Source organism: Candidatus Fonsibacter ubiquis (assembly GCF_002688585.1).
GTDB lineage: Bacteria > Pseudomonadota > Alphaproteobacteria > Pelagibacterales > Pelagibacteraceae > Fontibacterium > Fontibacterium commune.
On record NZ_CP024034.1, the window covers coordinates 631,351 to 649,401 of the forward strand.

At 26.8% G+C, this 18,051-nt stretch carries 18 protein-coding genes; 11 read left to right on the forward strand and 7 right to left on the reverse strand.

The features are described from left to right. Positions 1 to 154 precede the first annotated feature (154 nt). Positions 155 to 2,074 (forward strand): Rne/Rng family ribonuclease, encoded by a 1,920-nt coding sequence (locus CR143_RS03560; RefSeq protein ID WP_099340463.1) that lies wholly within the window; start codon positions 155 to 157, stop codon positions 2,072 to 2,074. Here CR143_RS03560 and CR143_RS03565 read toward each other — a convergent pair whose 3' ends face one another. Together CR143_RS03565 and thiS are read right to left on the reverse strand one after the other, a co-directional pair. Next, positions 2,075 to 2,845, reverse strand: coding sequence for a thiazole synthase (locus CR143_RS03565; protein WP_204524585.1), 771 nt, complete (start codon positions 2,843 to 2,845; stop codon positions 2,075 to 2,077). It abuts the gene before it with no gap. Continuing rightward, complete coding sequence (gene thiS, locus CR143_RS06390; RefSeq protein ID WP_204524586.1) at positions 2,846 to 3,049, reverse strand: sulfur carrier protein ThiS; 204 nt, start codon at positions 3,047 to 3,049, stop codon at positions 2,846 to 2,848. A 45-nt stretch (positions 3,050 to 3,094) separates the two neighbouring features. Between thiS and aroQ the strand changes: the two genes are divergently transcribed. Genes aroQ through accC form a run of 3 tightly spaced genes read left to right on the forward strand, consistent with a single transcriptional unit; the run spans position 3,095 to position 5,316 of the window. Next, the gene (gene aroQ / locus CR143_RS03570; protein ID WP_099341005.1) at positions 3,095 to 3,535 is read left to right on the forward strand and encodes a type II 3-dehydroquinate dehydratase; all 441 of its coding nucleotides are present in this window, start codon (positions 3,095 to 3,097) and stop codon (positions 3,533 to 3,535) included. Continuing rightward, positions 3,535 to 3,975, forward strand: coding sequence for an acetyl-CoA carboxylase biotin carboxyl carrier protein (gene accB, locus CR143_RS03575; protein WP_099340464.1), 441 nt, complete (start codon positions 3,535 to 3,537; stop codon positions 3,973 to 3,975). Before aroQ ends, accB begins: the two co-directional genes overlap by 1 nt. Beyond that, entirely contained in the window at positions 3,976 to 5,316 is a 1,341-nt protein-coding gene (gene accC / locus CR143_RS03580; protein WP_099340465.1) for an acetyl-CoA carboxylase biotin carboxylase subunit, read from the forward strand. Positions 5,317 to 5,318: 2 nt separating this feature from the next. Here the strand turns inward: accC and CR143_RS03585 are convergent, their stop codons facing one another. After that, on the reverse strand, positions 5,319 to 5,678 hold the full coding sequence (locus CR143_RS03585) for an NADH:ubiquinone oxidoreductase subunit NDUFA12 (protein WP_099340466.1): 360 nt from the start codon (positions 5,676 to 5,678) through the stop codon (positions 5,319 to 5,321). Positions 5,679 to 5,805: 127 nt separating this feature from the next. Here CR143_RS03585 and CR143_RS03590 point away from each other — a divergent pair, with 127 nt between their 5' ends. Continuing rightward, positions 5,806 to 6,651, forward strand: coding sequence for a TSCPD domain-containing protein (locus tag CR143_RS03590; RefSeq protein WP_099340467.1), 846 nt, complete (start codon positions 5,806 to 5,808; stop codon positions 6,649 to 6,651). Here CR143_RS03590 and aspS read toward each other — a convergent pair. Then, a complete protein-coding gene (aspS, locus tag CR143_RS03595; protein ID WP_099340468.1) occupies positions 6,648 to 8,438 on the reverse strand; it encodes an aspartate--tRNA ligase in 1,791 nt (596 codons plus the stop codon). The genes CR143_RS03590 and aspS overlap by 4 nt on opposite strands. A 40-nt stretch (positions 8,439 to 8,478) precedes the next feature. Here aspS and CR143_RS03600 point away from each other — a divergent pair, with 40 nt between their 5' ends. Then, positions 8,479 to 9,339, forward strand: a complete 861-nt coding sequence (locus CR143_RS03600; RefSeq protein WP_099340469.1) for a ribonuclease D — start codon at positions 8,479 to 8,481, stop codon at positions 9,337 to 9,339. On the opposite strand, the gene CR143_RS03605 is transcribed toward CR143_RS03600, so the two are convergent. Then, positions 9,332 to 9,994 carry a P-loop NTPase family protein gene (locus CR143_RS03605; RefSeq protein ID WP_099340470.1) on the reverse strand — a complete coding sequence of 221 codons (663 nt, stop codon included), beginning with the start codon at positions 9,992 to 9,994 and terminating at the stop codon, positions 9,332 to 9,334. The two genes, CR143_RS03600 and CR143_RS03605, sit on opposite strands and share 8 nt — an antisense overlap. Positions 9,995 to 10,095: 101 nt before the next feature. On the opposite strand from CR143_RS03605, the gene purM reads away from it, so the two are divergent. Together purM and purN are read left to right on the forward strand one after the other, a co-directional pair. Next, positions 10,096 to 11,148 carry a phosphoribosylformylglycinamidine cyclo-ligase gene (gene purM, locus CR143_RS03610; protein WP_099340471.1) on the forward strand — a complete coding sequence of 351 codons (1,053 nt, stop codon included), beginning with the start codon at positions 10,096 to 10,098 and terminating at the stop codon, positions 11,146 to 11,148. Further along, the gene (gene purN, locus CR143_RS03615; RefSeq protein ID WP_099340472.1) at positions 11,123 to 11,701 is read left to right on the forward strand and encodes a phosphoribosylglycinamide formyltransferase; all 579 of its coding nucleotides are present in this window, start codon (positions 11,123 to 11,125) and stop codon (positions 11,699 to 11,701) included. Before purM ends, purN begins: the two co-directional genes overlap by 26 nt. A gap of 3 nt (positions 11,702 to 11,704) precedes the next feature. Here purN and ndk read toward each other — a convergent pair whose 3' ends face one another. Together ndk and CR143_RS03625 are read right to left on the reverse strand one after the other, a co-directional pair. Further along, entirely contained in the window at positions 11,705 to 12,106 is a 402-nt protein-coding gene (gene ndk / locus CR143_RS03620; protein WP_099340473.1) for a nucleoside-diphosphate kinase, read from the reverse strand. A gap of 1 nt (position 12,107) precedes the next feature. Next, positions 12,108 to 13,574 carry a leucyl aminopeptidase gene (locus tag CR143_RS03625; protein ID WP_099340474.1) on the reverse strand — a complete coding sequence of 489 codons (1,467 nt, stop codon included), beginning with the start codon at positions 13,572 to 13,574 and terminating at the stop codon, positions 12,108 to 12,110. A gap of 28 nt (positions 13,575 to 13,602) precedes the next feature. On the opposite strand from CR143_RS03625, the gene CR143_RS03630 reads away from it, so the two are divergent. The 3 genes from CR143_RS03630 to CR143_RS03640 are packed head-to-tail and all read left to right on the forward strand — an operon-like array spanning position 13,603 to position 18,049. Beyond that, on the forward strand, positions 13,603 to 14,694 hold the full coding sequence (locus CR143_RS03630; protein ID WP_099340475.1) for an LptF/LptG family permease: 1,092 nt from the start codon (positions 13,603 to 13,605) through the stop codon (positions 14,692 to 14,694). Next, the gene (locus CR143_RS03635; RefSeq protein ID WP_099340476.1) at positions 14,695 to 15,789 is read left to right on the forward strand and encodes an LptF/LptG family permease; all 1,095 of its coding nucleotides are present in this window, start codon (positions 14,695 to 14,697) and stop codon (positions 15,787 to 15,789) included. After that, entirely contained in the window at positions 15,779 to 18,049 is a 2,271-nt protein-coding gene (locus CR143_RS03640) for an LPS-assembly protein LptD (RefSeq protein ID WP_099340477.1), read from the forward strand. The genes CR143_RS03635 and CR143_RS03640 overlap by 11 nt, the downstream gene beginning before the upstream one ends. Positions 18,050 to 18,051: the final 2 nt, after the last annotated feature.

Sequence of the window (18,051 nt, forward strand, 5' to 3'; positions counted from 1 at the left end):
TATTTATTAAATAATCAAACAAGTTCTACATTGATTTGCTTAAATTATTAAGATTTAAATAGATATTTTAGCATAGATGTTTATTATAATAGCTAAGAAAACAAATGAATTTTATGTCATTAAAAATTAATCAAAAATTTAGGAATTTATTATCATGTCTAAGGAATTACTTATCGATGCTTCGCATCCAGAAGAAACTAGAATTGCTATCAAGTCCGATCGTGGAATTGAAGAATATGAATATGAAAATATTCATCGCAAAAATCTAAAAGGAAATATCTACTTAGGTAAAGTAAGTAGAATAGAACCCTCGTTACAAGCCGCATTTGTAGATTTCGGAAACGAAAGACATGGCTTTTTAGCATTTAACGATATTCAGTCAGACTATTACCAAATTCCTCAGGCTGACAAAGATCGTATTAAAAAAGAAGAAGAAGAGGCTAGAGCAAAACTTTTAGAAGAAAATGATAAAGAAATTGTTGAACATGCCGAACAAAATGAAGAGATTAATTTACAAGATAAAAATTCATCCAATGGTGATCAGGATGAGGAAAATATCGGTAACAAAGTAACAAATGGCAGTATTGACTCACAAGACGAAAATCTTGTTGAAGATAAACCTAAAAATAACAGAAGTTTTTACAGGTTTAAGAGATATCGAATTCAAGAAGTAATCAAACCTGGTCAAATAGTTCTAATTCAAATCGTAAAAGAAGAAAGAGGAAAAAAAGGTGCTGCTCTGACAACTTTTATATCCCTTGCTGGAAAATATATTGTGTTAATGCCAAATACTGCAAAAGGCGGTGGGATCTCTCGAAAAATTTATAGCTCTAGCGATAGAAAAAAAATGAAAGAAATTATCAATGACCTAGAACTTCCAAAAACAATGGGATTAATAGTCAGAACTGCTGGTGCAAACAAAACTAAAAATGAAATTAAGGATGATTTGACAAATTTATTAAGCACATGGGAAGAAATTAGGATGAAAACACTAAAGTCCATTGCCCCAAGTACAATATATGAAGAGGAAGATTTAATTGCTAGAGCTATTAGAGATTTCTATAGTAGAGATATTGATAGAATTATTGTTGACGGTGATAAAGCATTTGAGGCTGCAAAAAAATATGCAAAAAAAATCTCCAGTGCTCATTCAAAGAACGTTGTAAAATATAAAGGTAAAATTCCAATATTTCATCACTATAATATTGAAAAATATTTAAATTCAATTTTCGAACCTAGAATAGAATTAAAATCAGGCGGTTACATAATTATAAGTCCAACTGAAGCTTTAGTTTCAATTGATATTAACTCAGGAAGATCAACTAGAGAAAGAAATGTTGAAAAAACTGCTCTAACAAATAATCTAGAAGCAGCAGAAGAGATCGCAAGACAAGTTAAATTAAGAGATTTAGCCGGCCTAATCGTTATCGATTTTATCGATATGGAAAATTATTCAAATAAAAGACTGGTTGAGAGAAAATTAAGAGAGTCTTTAAAAAATGATAAAGCAAGAATTCAATTTGGAAGAATAAGTAATTTTGGTCTTCTTGAAATGACAAGACAAAGATTAAGGGAAAGTTCAATTAAATGGGAAATTCAGCTATCTGTTGATTCATTTGCTCTAAAAGTACTAAAATTGTTAGAAGAGCGAGCATTTAGTGACTCAAAGATTAGAATTATAAATGTAAGTTTATCTAAAAAAATAATTGATATTTTAAATAATAATTACTCAACAGAACTTAAATTCTTTAAAGATAAATATAAATTCAAAATTAATTTAGTTCAAAATTCAGAATTTTTAAGTCAGGAATTTTTGTTTAGTTTTTTTGATTCTAAAAAGAAATTAATAAGCGAATTTAATGGTACTGAAGTTAAAGAACCTTCTTCAAAAGATATTATCGAAAATTCTACTGAGCAAGTTGTAGCTAATAACTCAGAAAATAAGGAAGAAGTTTCTGATGAAAAGCAGAATAATTATAAAGGGAAAAGAAAAAGATTCTTCAATAAAAATAGATTTAAGGATAATAAAAAATCTAAAAAAAAGGAACCAGAAGCAGTTAAAGAAGTAAACTAATCATTCAATCAATCCTTCAAATGGACTTGATGGATTTGCAGATACTTTTTTCTTAATTCTACCAGCAATAAAAGATTTTCTTCCTGCAATTACAGCATCCTTCATTGCTTCAGCCATTAATATTGGATTTTTAGCCTCAGCTACTGCGGTATTAATTAAGACGCCGTCACAACCTAATTCCATTGCAATTGCAGCATCAGAAGCACAGCCAATCCCCGCATCAACAATTACCGGCACTTTTGCCTGGTTTTTAATAATTGAGATATTAAATCTATTCTGAATTCCCCTACCCGATCCTATTAAAGATCCTAGGGGCATAATAGCTGCAGCACCCATATCCTCTAATTGTTTACAAAGTATGGGATCGTCCGATGAATAAACCATAACATCAAAATTTTCCTTTTTTAAAACTTTTAATGCATCAATAGTTTCAATCATATTTGGATATAAAGTTTCTTTATCACCCAACACTTCTAATTTTACAAGATTCCACCCCCCAGCATCTCTTGCTAACCTTAATGTTCGCAAAGCCTCTTCAGCCGTATAGCAGCCTGCTGTATTTGGAAGATAAGTAATTTTTTTTGGATCTAAAAAATCAACTAACATTGGCTCCTTAGGATTTGTAACATTTACCCTTCTAACAGCCACTGTTACAATCTCCACCTCCGCAGCATTAATTGCTTTTGCAGTTTCTTCGAAACTTTTATACTTTCCTGTACCAAGGATAAGACGTGACTTATATTTTTTTCCAGAAATTATAAAATCTTCCAATTATCCTCCTCCAATAAAATGAACTATCTCAACTCGATCTTTTGATGATAAAAATTTTTTAGCATAACTATCTCTTGGCACTACTTCTTCATTAATTTCTACAGCTACTTTTTTTTCTGAAAGAGACAAAGTCTCTAATAAAGAAATTATATTAGTTTTTTCTTTTATATTATGTGGTTTTCCATTCAAAATGATTTGTATCATGTTGGATTTAAGCTATTTTTAAATTATAACATATCATTTTTTTATATGAATATAGTAATTATTAACGGTCCAAATCTTAATCTACTAGGTGAGAGAGAACCAAAGATTTACGGCAAAGAAACTCTCAAATCGATTGAAAAAAAATGTAAAGAACATGCTAAAAAAAATAAAATTAAAGTTGATTTTTTTCAATCTAATATTGAAGGAGAAATTGTAACTAAAATTCAAAAATCTAGAGATAAATTTGATGGTTTAATAATTAATGCCGCAGCTTTTACACATACATCTGTTGCAATATTAGATGCTTTGAATCTTGTAAAAATACCTAAAATAGAAGTTCATATTTCAAATATTTTTCACAGAGAAGAATTTAGACACAAATCATTAATTAGTAGTGCTGTTAATGGTCTAATTTGTGGTTTAGGATCACAAGGTTATATTTTAGCAATAGACGCAATTAAAAAAATAATTAAAGATAATAAATAATGAAAATTGACAAAAAAATTATTAAAGAACTTTCAGATTATTTAGATGAATTTAATCTGACTGAGATTGAATATTCTGAAAATAACGTAAAGTATAAAGTTAGCAAATCTAGTAAAGGCGTTGTACGTGAACAAATAGTTTCAACTAACAATCAATCTAAGCCTTCATCAGCTGCATCAACTATTGCTTCTGAAAATATCAATAAAGCTAATATTGTTAAGTCACCAATGGTTGGAACTGCTTATTTAGCACCAGAACCGGGGGCAAAACCCTTCGTAACAGTTGGCGCTAATATTAAAAAAGGTCAAACAATTATTATTATTGAAGCAATGAAAACAATGAACCATGTTCCATCCACTAAAGATGGCGTGGTTAAAAAAATATTAGTAACCGATGGCGAAGCAGTAGAATTTGATCAGGACCTAATCCTAGTCGAATAAATGATAAAAAAAATACTTATAGCTAATAGGGGCGAGATAGCCGTACGAGTGATACGAGCTTGCAAGGAACTTGAGATAGCAACTGTTGCTGTACACTCAACGGCTGATAACGAATCTATGCACGTCAGACTAGCTGATGAAAGTATTTGTATTGGATCTCAAAAAGCTCAAGATAGTTATTTAAATATACCATCCTTAATATCTGCAATTGAAATTACGGGGGCTGACGCAGTACATCCTGGATATGGATTTCTTTCTGAAAACTATAAATTTGCAGAAATTTTAGAACAACACAAAGTTAAGTTTATAGGTCCTAGTTCTGAGCTTATTAGAAAGATGGGCGATAAAATCGAGGCAAAGAAAATAGCAAAAAGTTTAGGTCTTCCAATTGTATCAGGCTCTGAGACAGGAATAAAAGATATTGGTGAAGCAATAAAAATATCTAAACAAATTGGTTTTCCCATACTTATCAAAGCTGCAGGTGGTGGTGGTGGTAAAGGCATGAGAATTGTTCATTCTGAAGACAAATTAGAGGAAAATATTAAAATTGCTCAAACGGAGGCTAAGAAATTTTTTAATAATGAGGAGGTTTTTATTGAAAAGTTTTTTGAAAATCCAAGACATATTGAAGTTCAAATTTTATCCGATGGCAAAGATAATACGGTTCATTTAGGAGAGCGAGATTGTTCTGTACAAAGGAGATATCAAAAAATTATAGAAGAAAGTCCTTGCCCGGTTATTAGTGATGAGCAGAGAAAATATTTATTAGATGTCTCGGTAAATGCTATTTCAAAACTTGGTTATGAGGGAGCTGGAACTTTAGAATTTATTTATGATAAAGGAAAATTTTATTTTTTAGAAATGAATACACGATTACAAGTTGAACATCCTGTGACAGAAGAAGTAACTGGTATCGATCTTGTTAAACGACAAATTGAAATAGCATCCACTGGAAAATTAAGTTTACAACAAAAAGATATTACATTTTTTGGTCACGCAATCGAATGTAGAATAAATGCGGAAGATCCTAGTAAAGATTTTTTACCAAGCGCTGGAACAATAAAGACTTATAATCAACCCTCAGGACCAGGAACAAGAGTAGATAGTTGCGTATTTCAAGGGTGTAAAATTCCACCCTATTATGACAGTTTAGTTGCAAAACTTATTTGTCATGGAAAAGATCGAACCTCAGCTATTTCAAGACTAAAAAGATCTTTAGACGAATTTGTAATTGAGGGAGTAAGTTCAACAATAGATCTTCATAAAAAAATATTAAGAAATGAAGATTTTATTAGTTCTAAATATGATGTGAATTGGCTTTCAAAAACTAAATTTTATTAGTTCTAAGGACGCCAACTTTCATAATCAGCTTTTATCTGCGGCTTATATTTATTGGGATTATAAGCTTCTTTAGTTCCAGTTTTATTTTCTTGATGGTCTTTTTGCCACTTATATTTAGAAAACTCTTTTTGCGTTGGAACCTCTTTAATTAAATGGTGTATCCAAGCATGCCATTCTGGTGGGATTTTTGTAGCTTCCACTTCTGAATTAAAAATAACCCATCTTCTATCATTACTATCTACGTAATATTTGTTTTTAGACTCATCAATGCCAACTAATTTTCCAAAAAAAAGTGTATTTAAAAATGTTCCAAGAGTCTGACCATTCCACCATGTAAAAATAATTTTAAAAAATTTAATCATCGAATGAATTTAAGTTTCTTAAGATATCCACAAAAGTTTTCTATTTCAAGTTGTCTATTTTTTTAACTAGACACTTATTACAGATTAAAATAGTGATTTAAAATCATTAAATTTTTAAGAATCAAAAATGTCTAAATATATTGCTGAAAGTTTTTACACTTGTTTATTTAAAATTACTCATAACTTACAAGAGTTAACTAACGAAGCCCTTCAAGAAATAGATAGCAGAAAAGATGGAAAAGTTGAGGTTTTAGATGTTAAATTCAATAAAAGAAAGACTCGTTCATTAGCTGAAATTCAAGCCAATAAACCACAAAGTAAAGAACAAGAAGTTAAAGAGATTTCCAGCCAAAAAATAAGTGAAAACATTACCTCATCAATTTTTAATAATATTCAAGATAACAAAGCTTCTTCTTTAACAATCGAAAACAAGGCCTTTAGTGAAAGAAGAAAAATGCCTGATCGTAGAAAGGGCTATATACAAAAAGCAATGATTGGAGATCACAAAGTTTACTTACACATTGGGGAATATGATGATGGTAGAGTTGGTGAAATTTTTATTGATACGAATAAAGAAGGTGAACTTGTAAGATCATTAATGAATAACTTTGCAATCGCAATATCACTAGGCCTTCAATATGGTGTTCCACTAGAAGAATATGTTGATGCTTTCATCAATACTAAGTTCGAGCCTTCTGGAAAAGTTAAGGGAAATGACAGAATTTTATCAGCATCTTCAATTCTAGATTATTTATTTAGAGAACTTGCAATTTCGTACCTTGGAAGAGAAGATCTTGCGCATACTCCTTCTATAAAGAAAACAGACCAAGCAGAAGACTCTGAAGAAAATGCTCAACTTATTGACGTTCTTAAAAATATTACAAGCAAAGGTTTCTTAAGAAATCAGTATAAAGAAAAATTAGTAGATCTTAGTAACATCAGACTAAATATTAAAAGTAAAAAAATAAATTAGTCTTTTTTAACTAGTTTAATATTTAACTCTTTTAATTGTTTTTCAGAAACATCTGAGGGTGCATTCATCATTAAATCTTGTGCATTTTGATTTAATGGAAACATAGTAACTTCTCTAATATTCTTCTCACCAGCCAATAACATGATAATACGATCAATTCCTGGAGCTATTCCTCCATGCGGTGGTGCGCCATAAGATAAAGCATTAATCATTCCACTAAACTTATTATCAACTTCCTCTTTTGAATAACCTGCGATTTTAAATAACTTATACATTAATTCTGGAATGTGATTTCTAATTGCCCCAGATGACAATTCAATTCCGTTACAAACAATATCATACTGGTAAGCTAATAATTCTAATGGGTCTGTTTTATCAATCAAATCCATAGGTGTTTGTGGCATAGAAAAAGGGTTGTGACTAAAATCAATCTTCTTATCAATTTCATTGTATTCAAACATTGGATAATCAGTGACCCAACAAAATTCAAAAACATTTTCTTTTATTAACTCTAAATTTTTTGCAATTTCAGTTCTAGCCCAAGCTGAAAATTTTTCAGCATTTTTCTTAATATCGCATATAAAAAAAATAGCATCTCCGCCTACAGCATTTACTTTTTTACACAAAGTATTTATTGCATCATTAGAGAAGAATTTAGCAATTGGTCCTTTTCCCTCTAACATACCATTGTTATTTTCAAGAATAATATAACCTAGTCCTGAAGCCCCTTCAGCTTTTGAACCTTTATCCAAATTATCAAAAAAACTTCTCGGCTTTGAAGATACATTTTTTGCGACAACACATCTAACTACGGATTTTTTTTGAATTAATTTTTTAAATATTTCTAATTTAACATCTTCTCTCTCAAAAATTTCAGTTACATCGCTAATTTCAATTGGATTTCTTAAATCTGGTTTATCTGTCCCAAACTTTAACATTGCATCTTTATATTTAAATCTTTTAAAAGGGGTTTTGCTAATTGAATAACCTTTACTGAATTTTGTAAAAACTTCATGTAGCAATGGTTCTACTACTTGAAAAACATCTTCTTGTTCAACAAAAGACATCTCAATATCTAATTGGTAAAACTCACCTGGGCTTCTATCTGCTCTTGCATCTTCATCTCTAAAACATGGTGCGATTTGAAAATATCTATCAAAACCAGACATCATAATTAATTGTTTAAATTGCTGAGGCGCTTGGGGAAGAGCGTAAAACTTTCCTGGATTTAATCTACTTGGCACTAGAAAATCTCTTGCTCCTTCAGGACTAGAAGAAGTTAAAATTGGTGTTTGATATTCCAAAAAACCAAGACTTTCCATTTTTTTTCTAATAAATGAGATAACCTTAGATCTTAATATAATATTTTGATGTAATTTTTTTCTTCTTAAATCTAAATAACGATATTTTAATCTTATTTCTTCTGAATATTCTTGATCGCTAAAAACTGGTAGCGGAAGTTCTTTTGTTGAACCTAAAACATAAAAATTTTTTATTGATACTTCAATGGAGCCTGTTGCTAATTCTTTATTAATAGTTTCTGGAGTTCTAGCAATAACCTCCCCTTCTATTCGAATAACAGTTTCTAATTTAATTTTTTCTAATGCTGAAAAATATTCATTTTTATTATCAATGACGCACTGGGTCATTCCATAATGGTCTCGTAAATCAATAAACAATAAATTACCATGATCACGTTTTTTATGAATCCATCCAGATAGAATAATTTGCTTACCAATATTATTAATTGTAAGTTCAGCGCAATTGTGAGTTCTATATTTATTCAAATCAAATCAACCTTTTTAATAATAAATTGAAATACAGTTAATGTTCAAAAAAAACAATCATAATTTCTCATTTATTAGAAACAACAAAGAACTAGATCACTTTATTACAAAAATTAAAAATAAAAAAAAATTTTATTTTGATACAGAATTTGAAAGAAGATCTACATACAAAGCGGTTCTATCAATTGTAGTAATTTTCGACGGGAAAAATATTGGAATTATTGATTGTTTAGAAAAAAAAATAAATTTTAAAAAAATATTTAAATTCTTAAATAAAAAAAAAAATACACTAATAATTCATTCTTCTAGGCAGGATTTAGAAATATTTTTAACAATTGTTAAAAAAATTTTATTTACTGTTTTTGATACACAAATAGCAGCGTTGTTTAATGGTTATAACGAAACACCGTCTTATAAGAAGTTAGTCCAAGATTTTTGCAAGATTAATATTGATAAGTCATTACAAAAAGAAAATTGGCTAAAAAGACCAATTAGTGAAGAGAAAATTAATTACTTAATTAACGATGTTTATTATCTAAAAATAATTTTTAATAAATTAAATTATAAATTGATAAAAAATAATAAATTAAAATTGTTTAATAAATTAATAAAAAAAGAAATATATAAAATATCTCACGAAGATTATCCTATTATTTTTAAAAAAAAATTAGGTAATAATATTTTAAATAACAAAAAGTTTATTAAAATTATAAGTTTAAGAAATAAAATAGCAAAAAAAATTAATCTTCCAAAAAATTGGGTATTTTCTGATAAAGAAATTATAAGGAGTCTAAAGAATGAAAAAATTTCTATCATCTCAAAAAATTTAAATAAAAATAATATTAAAATTTTAACGAAACTAATTGTGAATTTTAAAAAAAACTTTAATAAAATTAACTAATATTATTTATTGCTTGATTAATAATTTTTGTATTTATTTTTTTTTTATATAATAAAGATAATTCATCTAAATTCTTAACAAATTTTGAAGCAGCCTCATAACTTCTCTCAATATTTTTTAAAACAAAATCGACTTCTTTTTTTGTAATATTGATTTGTTTATCGGAGAGCATCTTTGTTAAAATTTGGTTAAATAATTCATCAGAGGGATTAGTGATTGCAACTGTAACTAATGAGTTTAAACGTGAAACTAAATCTTTTAATTTAAATGAAATGCTTCCTGATAATTTATTAGAAGTTAAGTAAATAAATTTATTTTTACTTATAAAGTCGTTTAAAATTGTTTGAAAAAAAACTTCATCACTAAAAAAATCTATATCTTCTATAATTAAAACATTTTGAGATAATATTAAGTCTAAATTATTTTTATTAATATTTTTACTATCAAAAATTTTGGATTTAGCTTTATCGGAAAAAATTTTTGTTAGATAAGATTTTCCAGATTTTTTAGGACCATAAATATTAATTCCCTTGAAACTCCAATTTGGCCATTCTTTAATTAACTTATAAGCTTCATAATTATTTTCTCCCACACAAAAATCTTCCTCATAATAAAAACTTTTATCTGGAAATTTAAAAACTATTTGATTTTTCATAAAAAAACATAAAACTACATTATTTTTACAAAAAAACTTATTTAAAAACCGATTGTAAAATAAGAAAACAAGTGTATTGCTCAAGTGTTAATATTTTTTTAATGAATAATTCAAATTTTACTTATCTTAAAAGTGGTGTTGATATCGAAAAAACTACTAATCTTGTTAAATTTATTTCCAAATTGTCAAAATCGACGAGAATTAAAGGAAGTGAAATTAAAAACTTTAAAAATATAGGAGGTTTTGGATCTGTATTTGATATAGGACAATATAAAATTAAAAATCCTTTAATTGTCACCTCAACTGATGGGGTTGGAACTAAGCTAGAAATAGCAAATCATTTAAATGACTTTAGAACAATTGGCATTGATTTGGTTGCAATGTGCGTAAATGATTTAATTGTACAAGGCGCAAAACCTGTTGTCTTTTTAGACTATATTGCAATTCCAAAAGTTATAGAAAAAAAATATAAGCAGATCTTATCTGGTATAGCAAAAGGTTGTAGAATTGCCGGCTGTTCTTTATCCGGTGGTGAAACTGCAGAAATGCCGGGGATATATACTGGAAATTCTTTTGATTTAGCTGGCTTTGCCGTTGGTATCGTAGGAAAAAAAGATGTCCTTACAGGAAATTCAATTAAAAAAGGTGATATAATATTGGCAGTGCCTTCATCAGGAGCTCATTCTAATGGATATTCTTTGATAAGAAAAATTTTAAAAGATAAAAAAATTAAATTTAAGAATAATAAAAAATTATACAAAGATCTTTTAACTCCAACTAAAATTTACGTTAAGGAAATATTAAAACTTCATAAAATGAAGTTAATAAATGGCTGCGCACATATCACAGGTGGAGGGATTGTTGAGAACTTACCCAGAGTTATTCCAAATAACTATAGTGCTAAAATAAACCTTTCTAAAATAAAACCTAATAAAATTACAAAATGGATAAAATCAAATGGTGTTAATGATCATGAAATGCTTAAAACATTTAACTGTGGTGTTGGTTTCTGTATAATTGCACATAAAAAGAACTATCAAAAAATCAAGAAAGTTTTTGACAAATCTTCAGTCCCTTATGAAATTGGAACTATTATAAAAAGTAATATTAATAAAAAAATTATATTAAATGAAAAAATTAACTGGAAATATTAATATTGGTGTTTTTATTTCTGGTAGAGGTTCTAATTTAAAAGAATTAATCAGGTACTCAAAAAAAAATAATACTAATTGGAAAATTAAATTAGTTATCTCGAATAAAAAGGAAGCTAAAGGTTTGATTTATGCAAAAAAAAATAAAATTCAAAATTACGCAATAGAAAAAAAGAAGCCTGAATTTGAAAAAAAATCTTTAAGTATCTTAAAAAAAAATAAAATTAATTTATTATGTTTAGCAGGATTTATGAGAATTTTATCAAATGAATTTATTAAAAAATGTAAATTTAAAATTATTAATATTCATCCTTCACTACTGCCAAAATATAAAGGCTTAAATACTCATGAAAGGGCAATAAAAGCAGGTGATAAATACGCAGGATCTACAGTTCATTATGTAACAGCAAAACTTGATTCTGGTAAAAAAATTTTACAAACAAAAGTTAAAATTTTTAAGGCAGATAATCCTAATACTCTCGCTAAAAGAGTTTTAAAAGCAGAACATCAGATTTATCCAAAAGCAGTAGATATTGTTTGTAAAAAAATAATTTAAAAATTATTCTTTAAAGAAAAAATCAATTTCAATTTTAGCATTTTCTTTACTATCAGAGCCATGAACAGAATTTTTATCCAAAGAAATCCCATATAAGTTTCTAATAGTGCCTTTAGCTGCATCTTTTGGATTTGTCGCACCCATAATCTCTCTATTTTTAGCAACTGCATTATCACCTTCTAGTACCGAAACCACTACAGGACTTGAGCTCATGTATGTGCAGAGATCGTTAAAAAAGGGTCTATTTTTATGAACAAAATAAAAATCTTCTGCCATTTTTTTAGATAATTTAATTTTTTTGATTGAGTAAATTTTTAATGAATTTTTTTCAAAAATACTGAGTATTTGACCAACTAGATTTCTTTCAACTGCATCTGGCTTTATTATTGATAAAGTTTTTTCCATACTACTCGTAATATTTTTCTACAAATTTATTTAATAATTTAACCCCAAAACCAGTAGCTCCTGTTGGGATAATATCTAAATCTTTTTTTGTCCAAGCCATACCAGCAATATCTAAATGAGCCCAAGGTGTTTTATTTTTTAAAAATCTTTGTAAAAATTGAGCTGCGGTAATGGATCCGGCTCCTCCAGAATAATTAATATTTTGAATATCAGCAATTTTAGAATCCATTAATTTGTCATAGTTTTTATGAAGTGGAAATCTCCACAATTTTTCATTTTCTATCTCTCCTGCATTAATTAATTTTTCTGATAATTTATCATCATTTGAAAATAGGCCTGCGTATTCGTTACCTAAAGAAACAACTATTGCCCCAGTTAAAGTTGCTAAATCAATTATAAATTCTGGATTATATTGTTCATCTATATAATAAATTGCATCAGCAAGAATTAATCTTCCTTCAGCATCAGTATTTAAAACTTCAATTGTTTTTCCAGAATAAGATTTCACAATATCTCCTGGTCTTTGAGCTGAACCACCAGGCATATTCTCAACTAGTGCTACAGTGCCAATAACGTAAGACTTGGATTTTCTTAATGCCAAAGTTTTCATTAGTCCAACAACTGCACCAGCTCCAGCCATATCATATTTCATATCCTCCATGAATTTTGCTGGTTTTAAAGAAATGCCACCCGTATCAAAGCAAACGCCTTTACCAATAAAAGAAAGTGGTTTCTTATTTTTAGAATTAGTTGGTTTCCATTTAATTGTCACAAAATAAGGTAAATTTTTGCTACCTTGGGCAACACCAAGCAAAGCATTCATTCCAATTTTTTTCAATTTAGAATGATCAAAAACTTCAACTTTAAGTCCTAATTTAGAAAGTTTTTTAATTTCATTAACGAACGCTTGAGGATTTAAGTAATTTGGAGGCTCAGAAACCAAATCTCTTGTTAAAAAAACTCCACTAACAATATTATTAATATTATTTTTAATCTTAGAAAAAAAATTTTTGTTTTTAGTACTAATTAACAAATTTATTTTTTCATTAATATTTTCATTTTTCTTAAAGAGTGTTTTATACTTATTAAAAGAGTATTTTTTTAAAAAGCTTCCTAAAAAGAAATTAAAATAAAAACTTTCTAGTGATTTGTCTTCCTTAGAAAAAATTACATTAATTTCTTTTGCCGACTTGATTTCATTAATAACTTTACTGCCAATATTTTGATTCTCAAAATTATTTTGATATTCATTTTGGTTTATAAAAATAATCTTTTTAGGTCTTGTGCTGTGATAATTAAACACAAAATAATCCTCATTTTTATTTTTTAATAAAATAGAATTGATTTCTTTATAATTTATATTGGTAAATGTTAATTTTTCTGGATTAAATGAAAAATTTTTTTCACAAAAAAAAATATAAAAATCTGAATTGTTATTGGTATTTGGGATTATCTTTAAATCTAACATGATGGTATAAGATCATATACATATCAAAATGAAAAAAAACAAGTTAGGAAACTATTTTATTAAAGAATTTCTAAAAAATTATCTTTCTATACTATTTGCATTCGGAATAATTATTTGGATCACACAAGCAGTGAGACTTCTTGACTTGATTTCAGAGGACGGAAACTCAATACGTACTTATTTTTTATATATAATATCAACCTTGCCGAAAATTATTTCAAGAATATCAATAATAATTTTTTTTATATCTCTTATGGTAACAATATCTAGATTTGAAAATAACAATGAACTTAAAGCTATATGGTTCAGTGGATTAAATAAAAAGAAATTTATAAACTATTTAGTAAAATACTCTATTCTGCTTACATTTATAATAATTTTAATAAGGTTGTTTATAGTTCCATATTTTTCAAATTATTCAAGAAATTTACTATTATATTCAGAAGTAGGATCAATAGCTCCATTAATAAAAGAAAATAATTTTAATAATCCACTAAAGGAAGTTACAGTTTATGTTGAGAAAAAAAATCAAATTAATGAAATTGATGAAATTATATTATTCGAAAATAACGAAGAAAGAAATAAAACGATAATTGCAAAATCTGGAGTTATAGTTAAAGAGAATAATAAAAATTTAATAGTACTGGTTGATGGCAGTATTCAAGAAAAAGATAAAAATGGAAAAATATCTATTATAGATTTCGATAAGATAACACTTGATTTACAACAATATAATAAAAAAACTAACGATTATTTTAAATTTCATGAAATGTTTTCATTAGAATTAATTCAAAAACTTTTAGAGGATACAGATATTCGCAAAAAAGATATAATTAATGAATTAAGTTTTAGAATTATCATTCCACTATTTATTCCCTCTTTAGTTTTCCTTGGATTTTTTTTAATAGCAATAAATAAAGAGTTGATTAATAGTAATTTAATAAAAATTATAATTTTTTTAAGTGGAATTTTTACTATATTTACAGGAGAAATCTTGCTAAATTTAAGCTCAAAAATAAATCACATAAATTTATTTTTATTTTTTAGTCCATTTTTATTTCTAGTTATTAATAAATTATTATTAAATTATTTTCTCATATATCAAAAAAATAAATCCTAAATGCTTAAATCAATTAACCAATATATAATTAAAGAATTTTTAAAAAGTTTATTAGTAGTAACGACAATAATTTTTTTTGTAATTTTGCTCATAACTTTACTTGATGAATTTTCTTTTTTTAAAGCAAACCGAGATATGAAATTGATTCATTTTATATTTATTACTTTTTTTAAAATTCCAAATTTTATATTTACGCTATTTCCTTTTGTAATTTTATTTTCTGGAATTGTTTTTTTTTTAAAAATTTATAATTATAACGAAATTATATCTTTAAGAGTAATGGGATACTCTAACCTTCAAATTTTATTAATACCGGCATTAGCATGTTTTTTTATTGGTTACTTAATTATTTTTCTAGTAGTTCCTTTTTCTTCTTCATTATTGAAATATTCTGAAGAACTAAAATCTAATTATGACCAAAATAAAAATATTATATTTCTTAATCAAACTGGAGTATGGATTATAGATAAAAGTATAAAAGAAAAAAACATTATTCGAATTAAAAAAATTGATAAAAATTTTTCAGTAATAAACGATATTACAATTTATAATTATGATCTAAATAATAACTTTATAAAAAGAATAGATGCTCAAGATGGAGAAATTAATGATAATAATTGGCAATTAAATAAAGCAAAAGTTATTTTTATAAATAACAAGAGTGTTAAAGAAAATTACTTAAATATTTATAATTACAAAACTAATATAAAAATTAATGAATTGCGTAACATTTACAAAAATGCAGAAACAACCTCTTTATTAAATATTACTAGAGAAATATCAATATTAGAGGATAAAGGATACTCTACTATAGATCTTAAAATCAGATATCAAAAATTAATATCATTCCCAATATATTTATTATCGATGTCTATTCTTTCTGGACTCATGATCATTAATTTGGGAAAGACTTCAAATTATATAAAATATGGAAGTTATGGAGTATTAATAAGTGTAATATTATACTTTTTAAATGACTTATCTATTACAATGGCAAAATCTGAAATAATAGCTGTAGATTTTTCAGTATGGATACCTATATTTCTAATAATTTTAATAAACTTAGTTGGAATTACACAGGTTAATGCAAAGTAAATTTTTTTTTATATTTTATTTAATTTTATTTCCTTTTGATACTAGTATCAGTTACTCTCAACAAAAAGACATATATAATTTTTCAGCTAATAAAATAACTTATTCTCAAGATAACAACATTATAGAAGCTCTAGGAAATGTAGTTGCAAAAAATAATGAGGGTAAGCAAATATCCTCCGATAAAATAATTTATAATAGAGCAAAACAACACTTAAGTACTTTTGGAAACTCAACTTTTACTGATAATAAAATTGGAACATTATATGCTGAAAGATTTGAATATAATTTAGATAAACAGTCAATTACAGCTGAAGAAAAAGTAAAATTTGTAGATAAGGATAAAAATACTTATTATTTTTCAAAATTAAACTCTGATGATAAATTTAAAGAGATTATAGGGACAGATATAAATGTGGAGCTAAATAAAGAAGCTCTAAAATCTGGAGATAAATTTAATGAATTTATTGAACCAAGATTTAGTGGAAAATCAGCAACTCTTAGAAATAACATAACAATTGTTCAAGACGCAAAATTTACAACATGTAAAAAAAGTAATGAAACTAGTGGATGTACCTACTGGAATTTAGAGGCAGGTCAACTTATACATGATAAAGAGCAAAAAAAACTAACATATAAAAATGCTTTATTAGATCTAAATAGCATTCCTGTAATATATGTCCCATATTTTTCGCATCCAGATCCAACGGTAAAAAGAAAAGAAGGATTTTTAGCGCCATCATTTACTTCTTTGGGAGATAACTTAGGCTCGACAATCAAAATACCATATTTTTACCCCTTGTCAGAATCCGCGGATTTTACACTAAATCCGGTTTACTATTTTAAACAACATCCGTTATTACTAGGCGAATACAGAGAGAGATTTAAAAACGGAGATTTTGTGATTGAGGGTGGATATACACAAGGATACCAAAAAATAACCTCAACACAAACAGGCGGCTCAAGAAACCATTTGTATGGTAATATAAATTTAAATTTTAAAGATAAAATTTTGGATGAAAGCCAATTTTCAACTAAAATACAGCGTGTAAGCGACCCAACCTACTTAAGAGTTAATAAAATTAACTCTACTAACGATGGATTTAAAAAAAATCTTGTAAGAGAGAATGATACAAAGTTAACAAATGAAGTTTCTTTAAATTCTTTTGGAAAAAATGAAACTTTAAATCTAAAAGCTACAGCATATCAAAATATAACCACTATAAAAAAATCAGATCAATACGAGTATGTTGCGCCAGAAATTATTTATTCTAAATATAATTTTTTAAATAATAATTTAAATTTAAATTCTAGCTTTAGAAGTTTAAATACTAATACAAACCAAAACAAAACAAGTTTTACAAATAATATAGATCACTCAACTTCTGAGTCTTATAATTCTAATCTTGGAATTGGATATAAATTTTTAACAAAAATTAATAATATTAACTATTATGCAGATCATAAAAATCCAAAGGAAAATTTGAACTCACAAATTAATCCTATAGTTGCATTAGATACATCTTTACCACTTGGGAAAATATCTAAAGAATCTGAACAATACATAATACCTAGAATTTTAACGCGCTATGCTCCAGGAAAAATGCAAAACGCAAAATCAAATGATATCACTCTAAATACTGATAATCTTTTTTCAATAAATAGAATGAATTCTGATGATTTAATTGAAAAAGATTTTTCATTAAACATAGGACTAGACTGGCTTTGGAAAGAAAAAAAATTAGATCAAACTAAACCTAGTGAAGCTGGTTTATCAGTTGGACAAGTTATAAAATTCAATAATGACTTAGATATGCCTACAAAATCCTCATTACAAAATAAAAATTCAGATTTGGTTACAAAAACAACTTATTTAAGTCCGGGTAATTTTGATTTTACGATGAAAAATACTTTAGATAATAACTTAAACCATGCATACTATAATGATGTAACCTTAAAAACATTTTTAAGACAAGGGGAAGTTAATTTTAATTTTTATGAAAAAAATAGTCATATCGGAAGTGAAAGATTTGCAAAAGCTAATTTGTCATCATTTATAACAGATGGTACAAAAATAAAAATTGAAACTGATAGAAATTTAAAAACTGACATGACCAACTCTCATAAACTAGGTATAGAAAATGAAAACGAATGCATAAGATACGGAATTTATTTTCAGAGAAATTATGCTTCAGATAAAGACTTAAAGCCTGCAACTAGCATTTTCTTTGGAATAACTTTACTTCCTTTTGGTGACAAATAAAT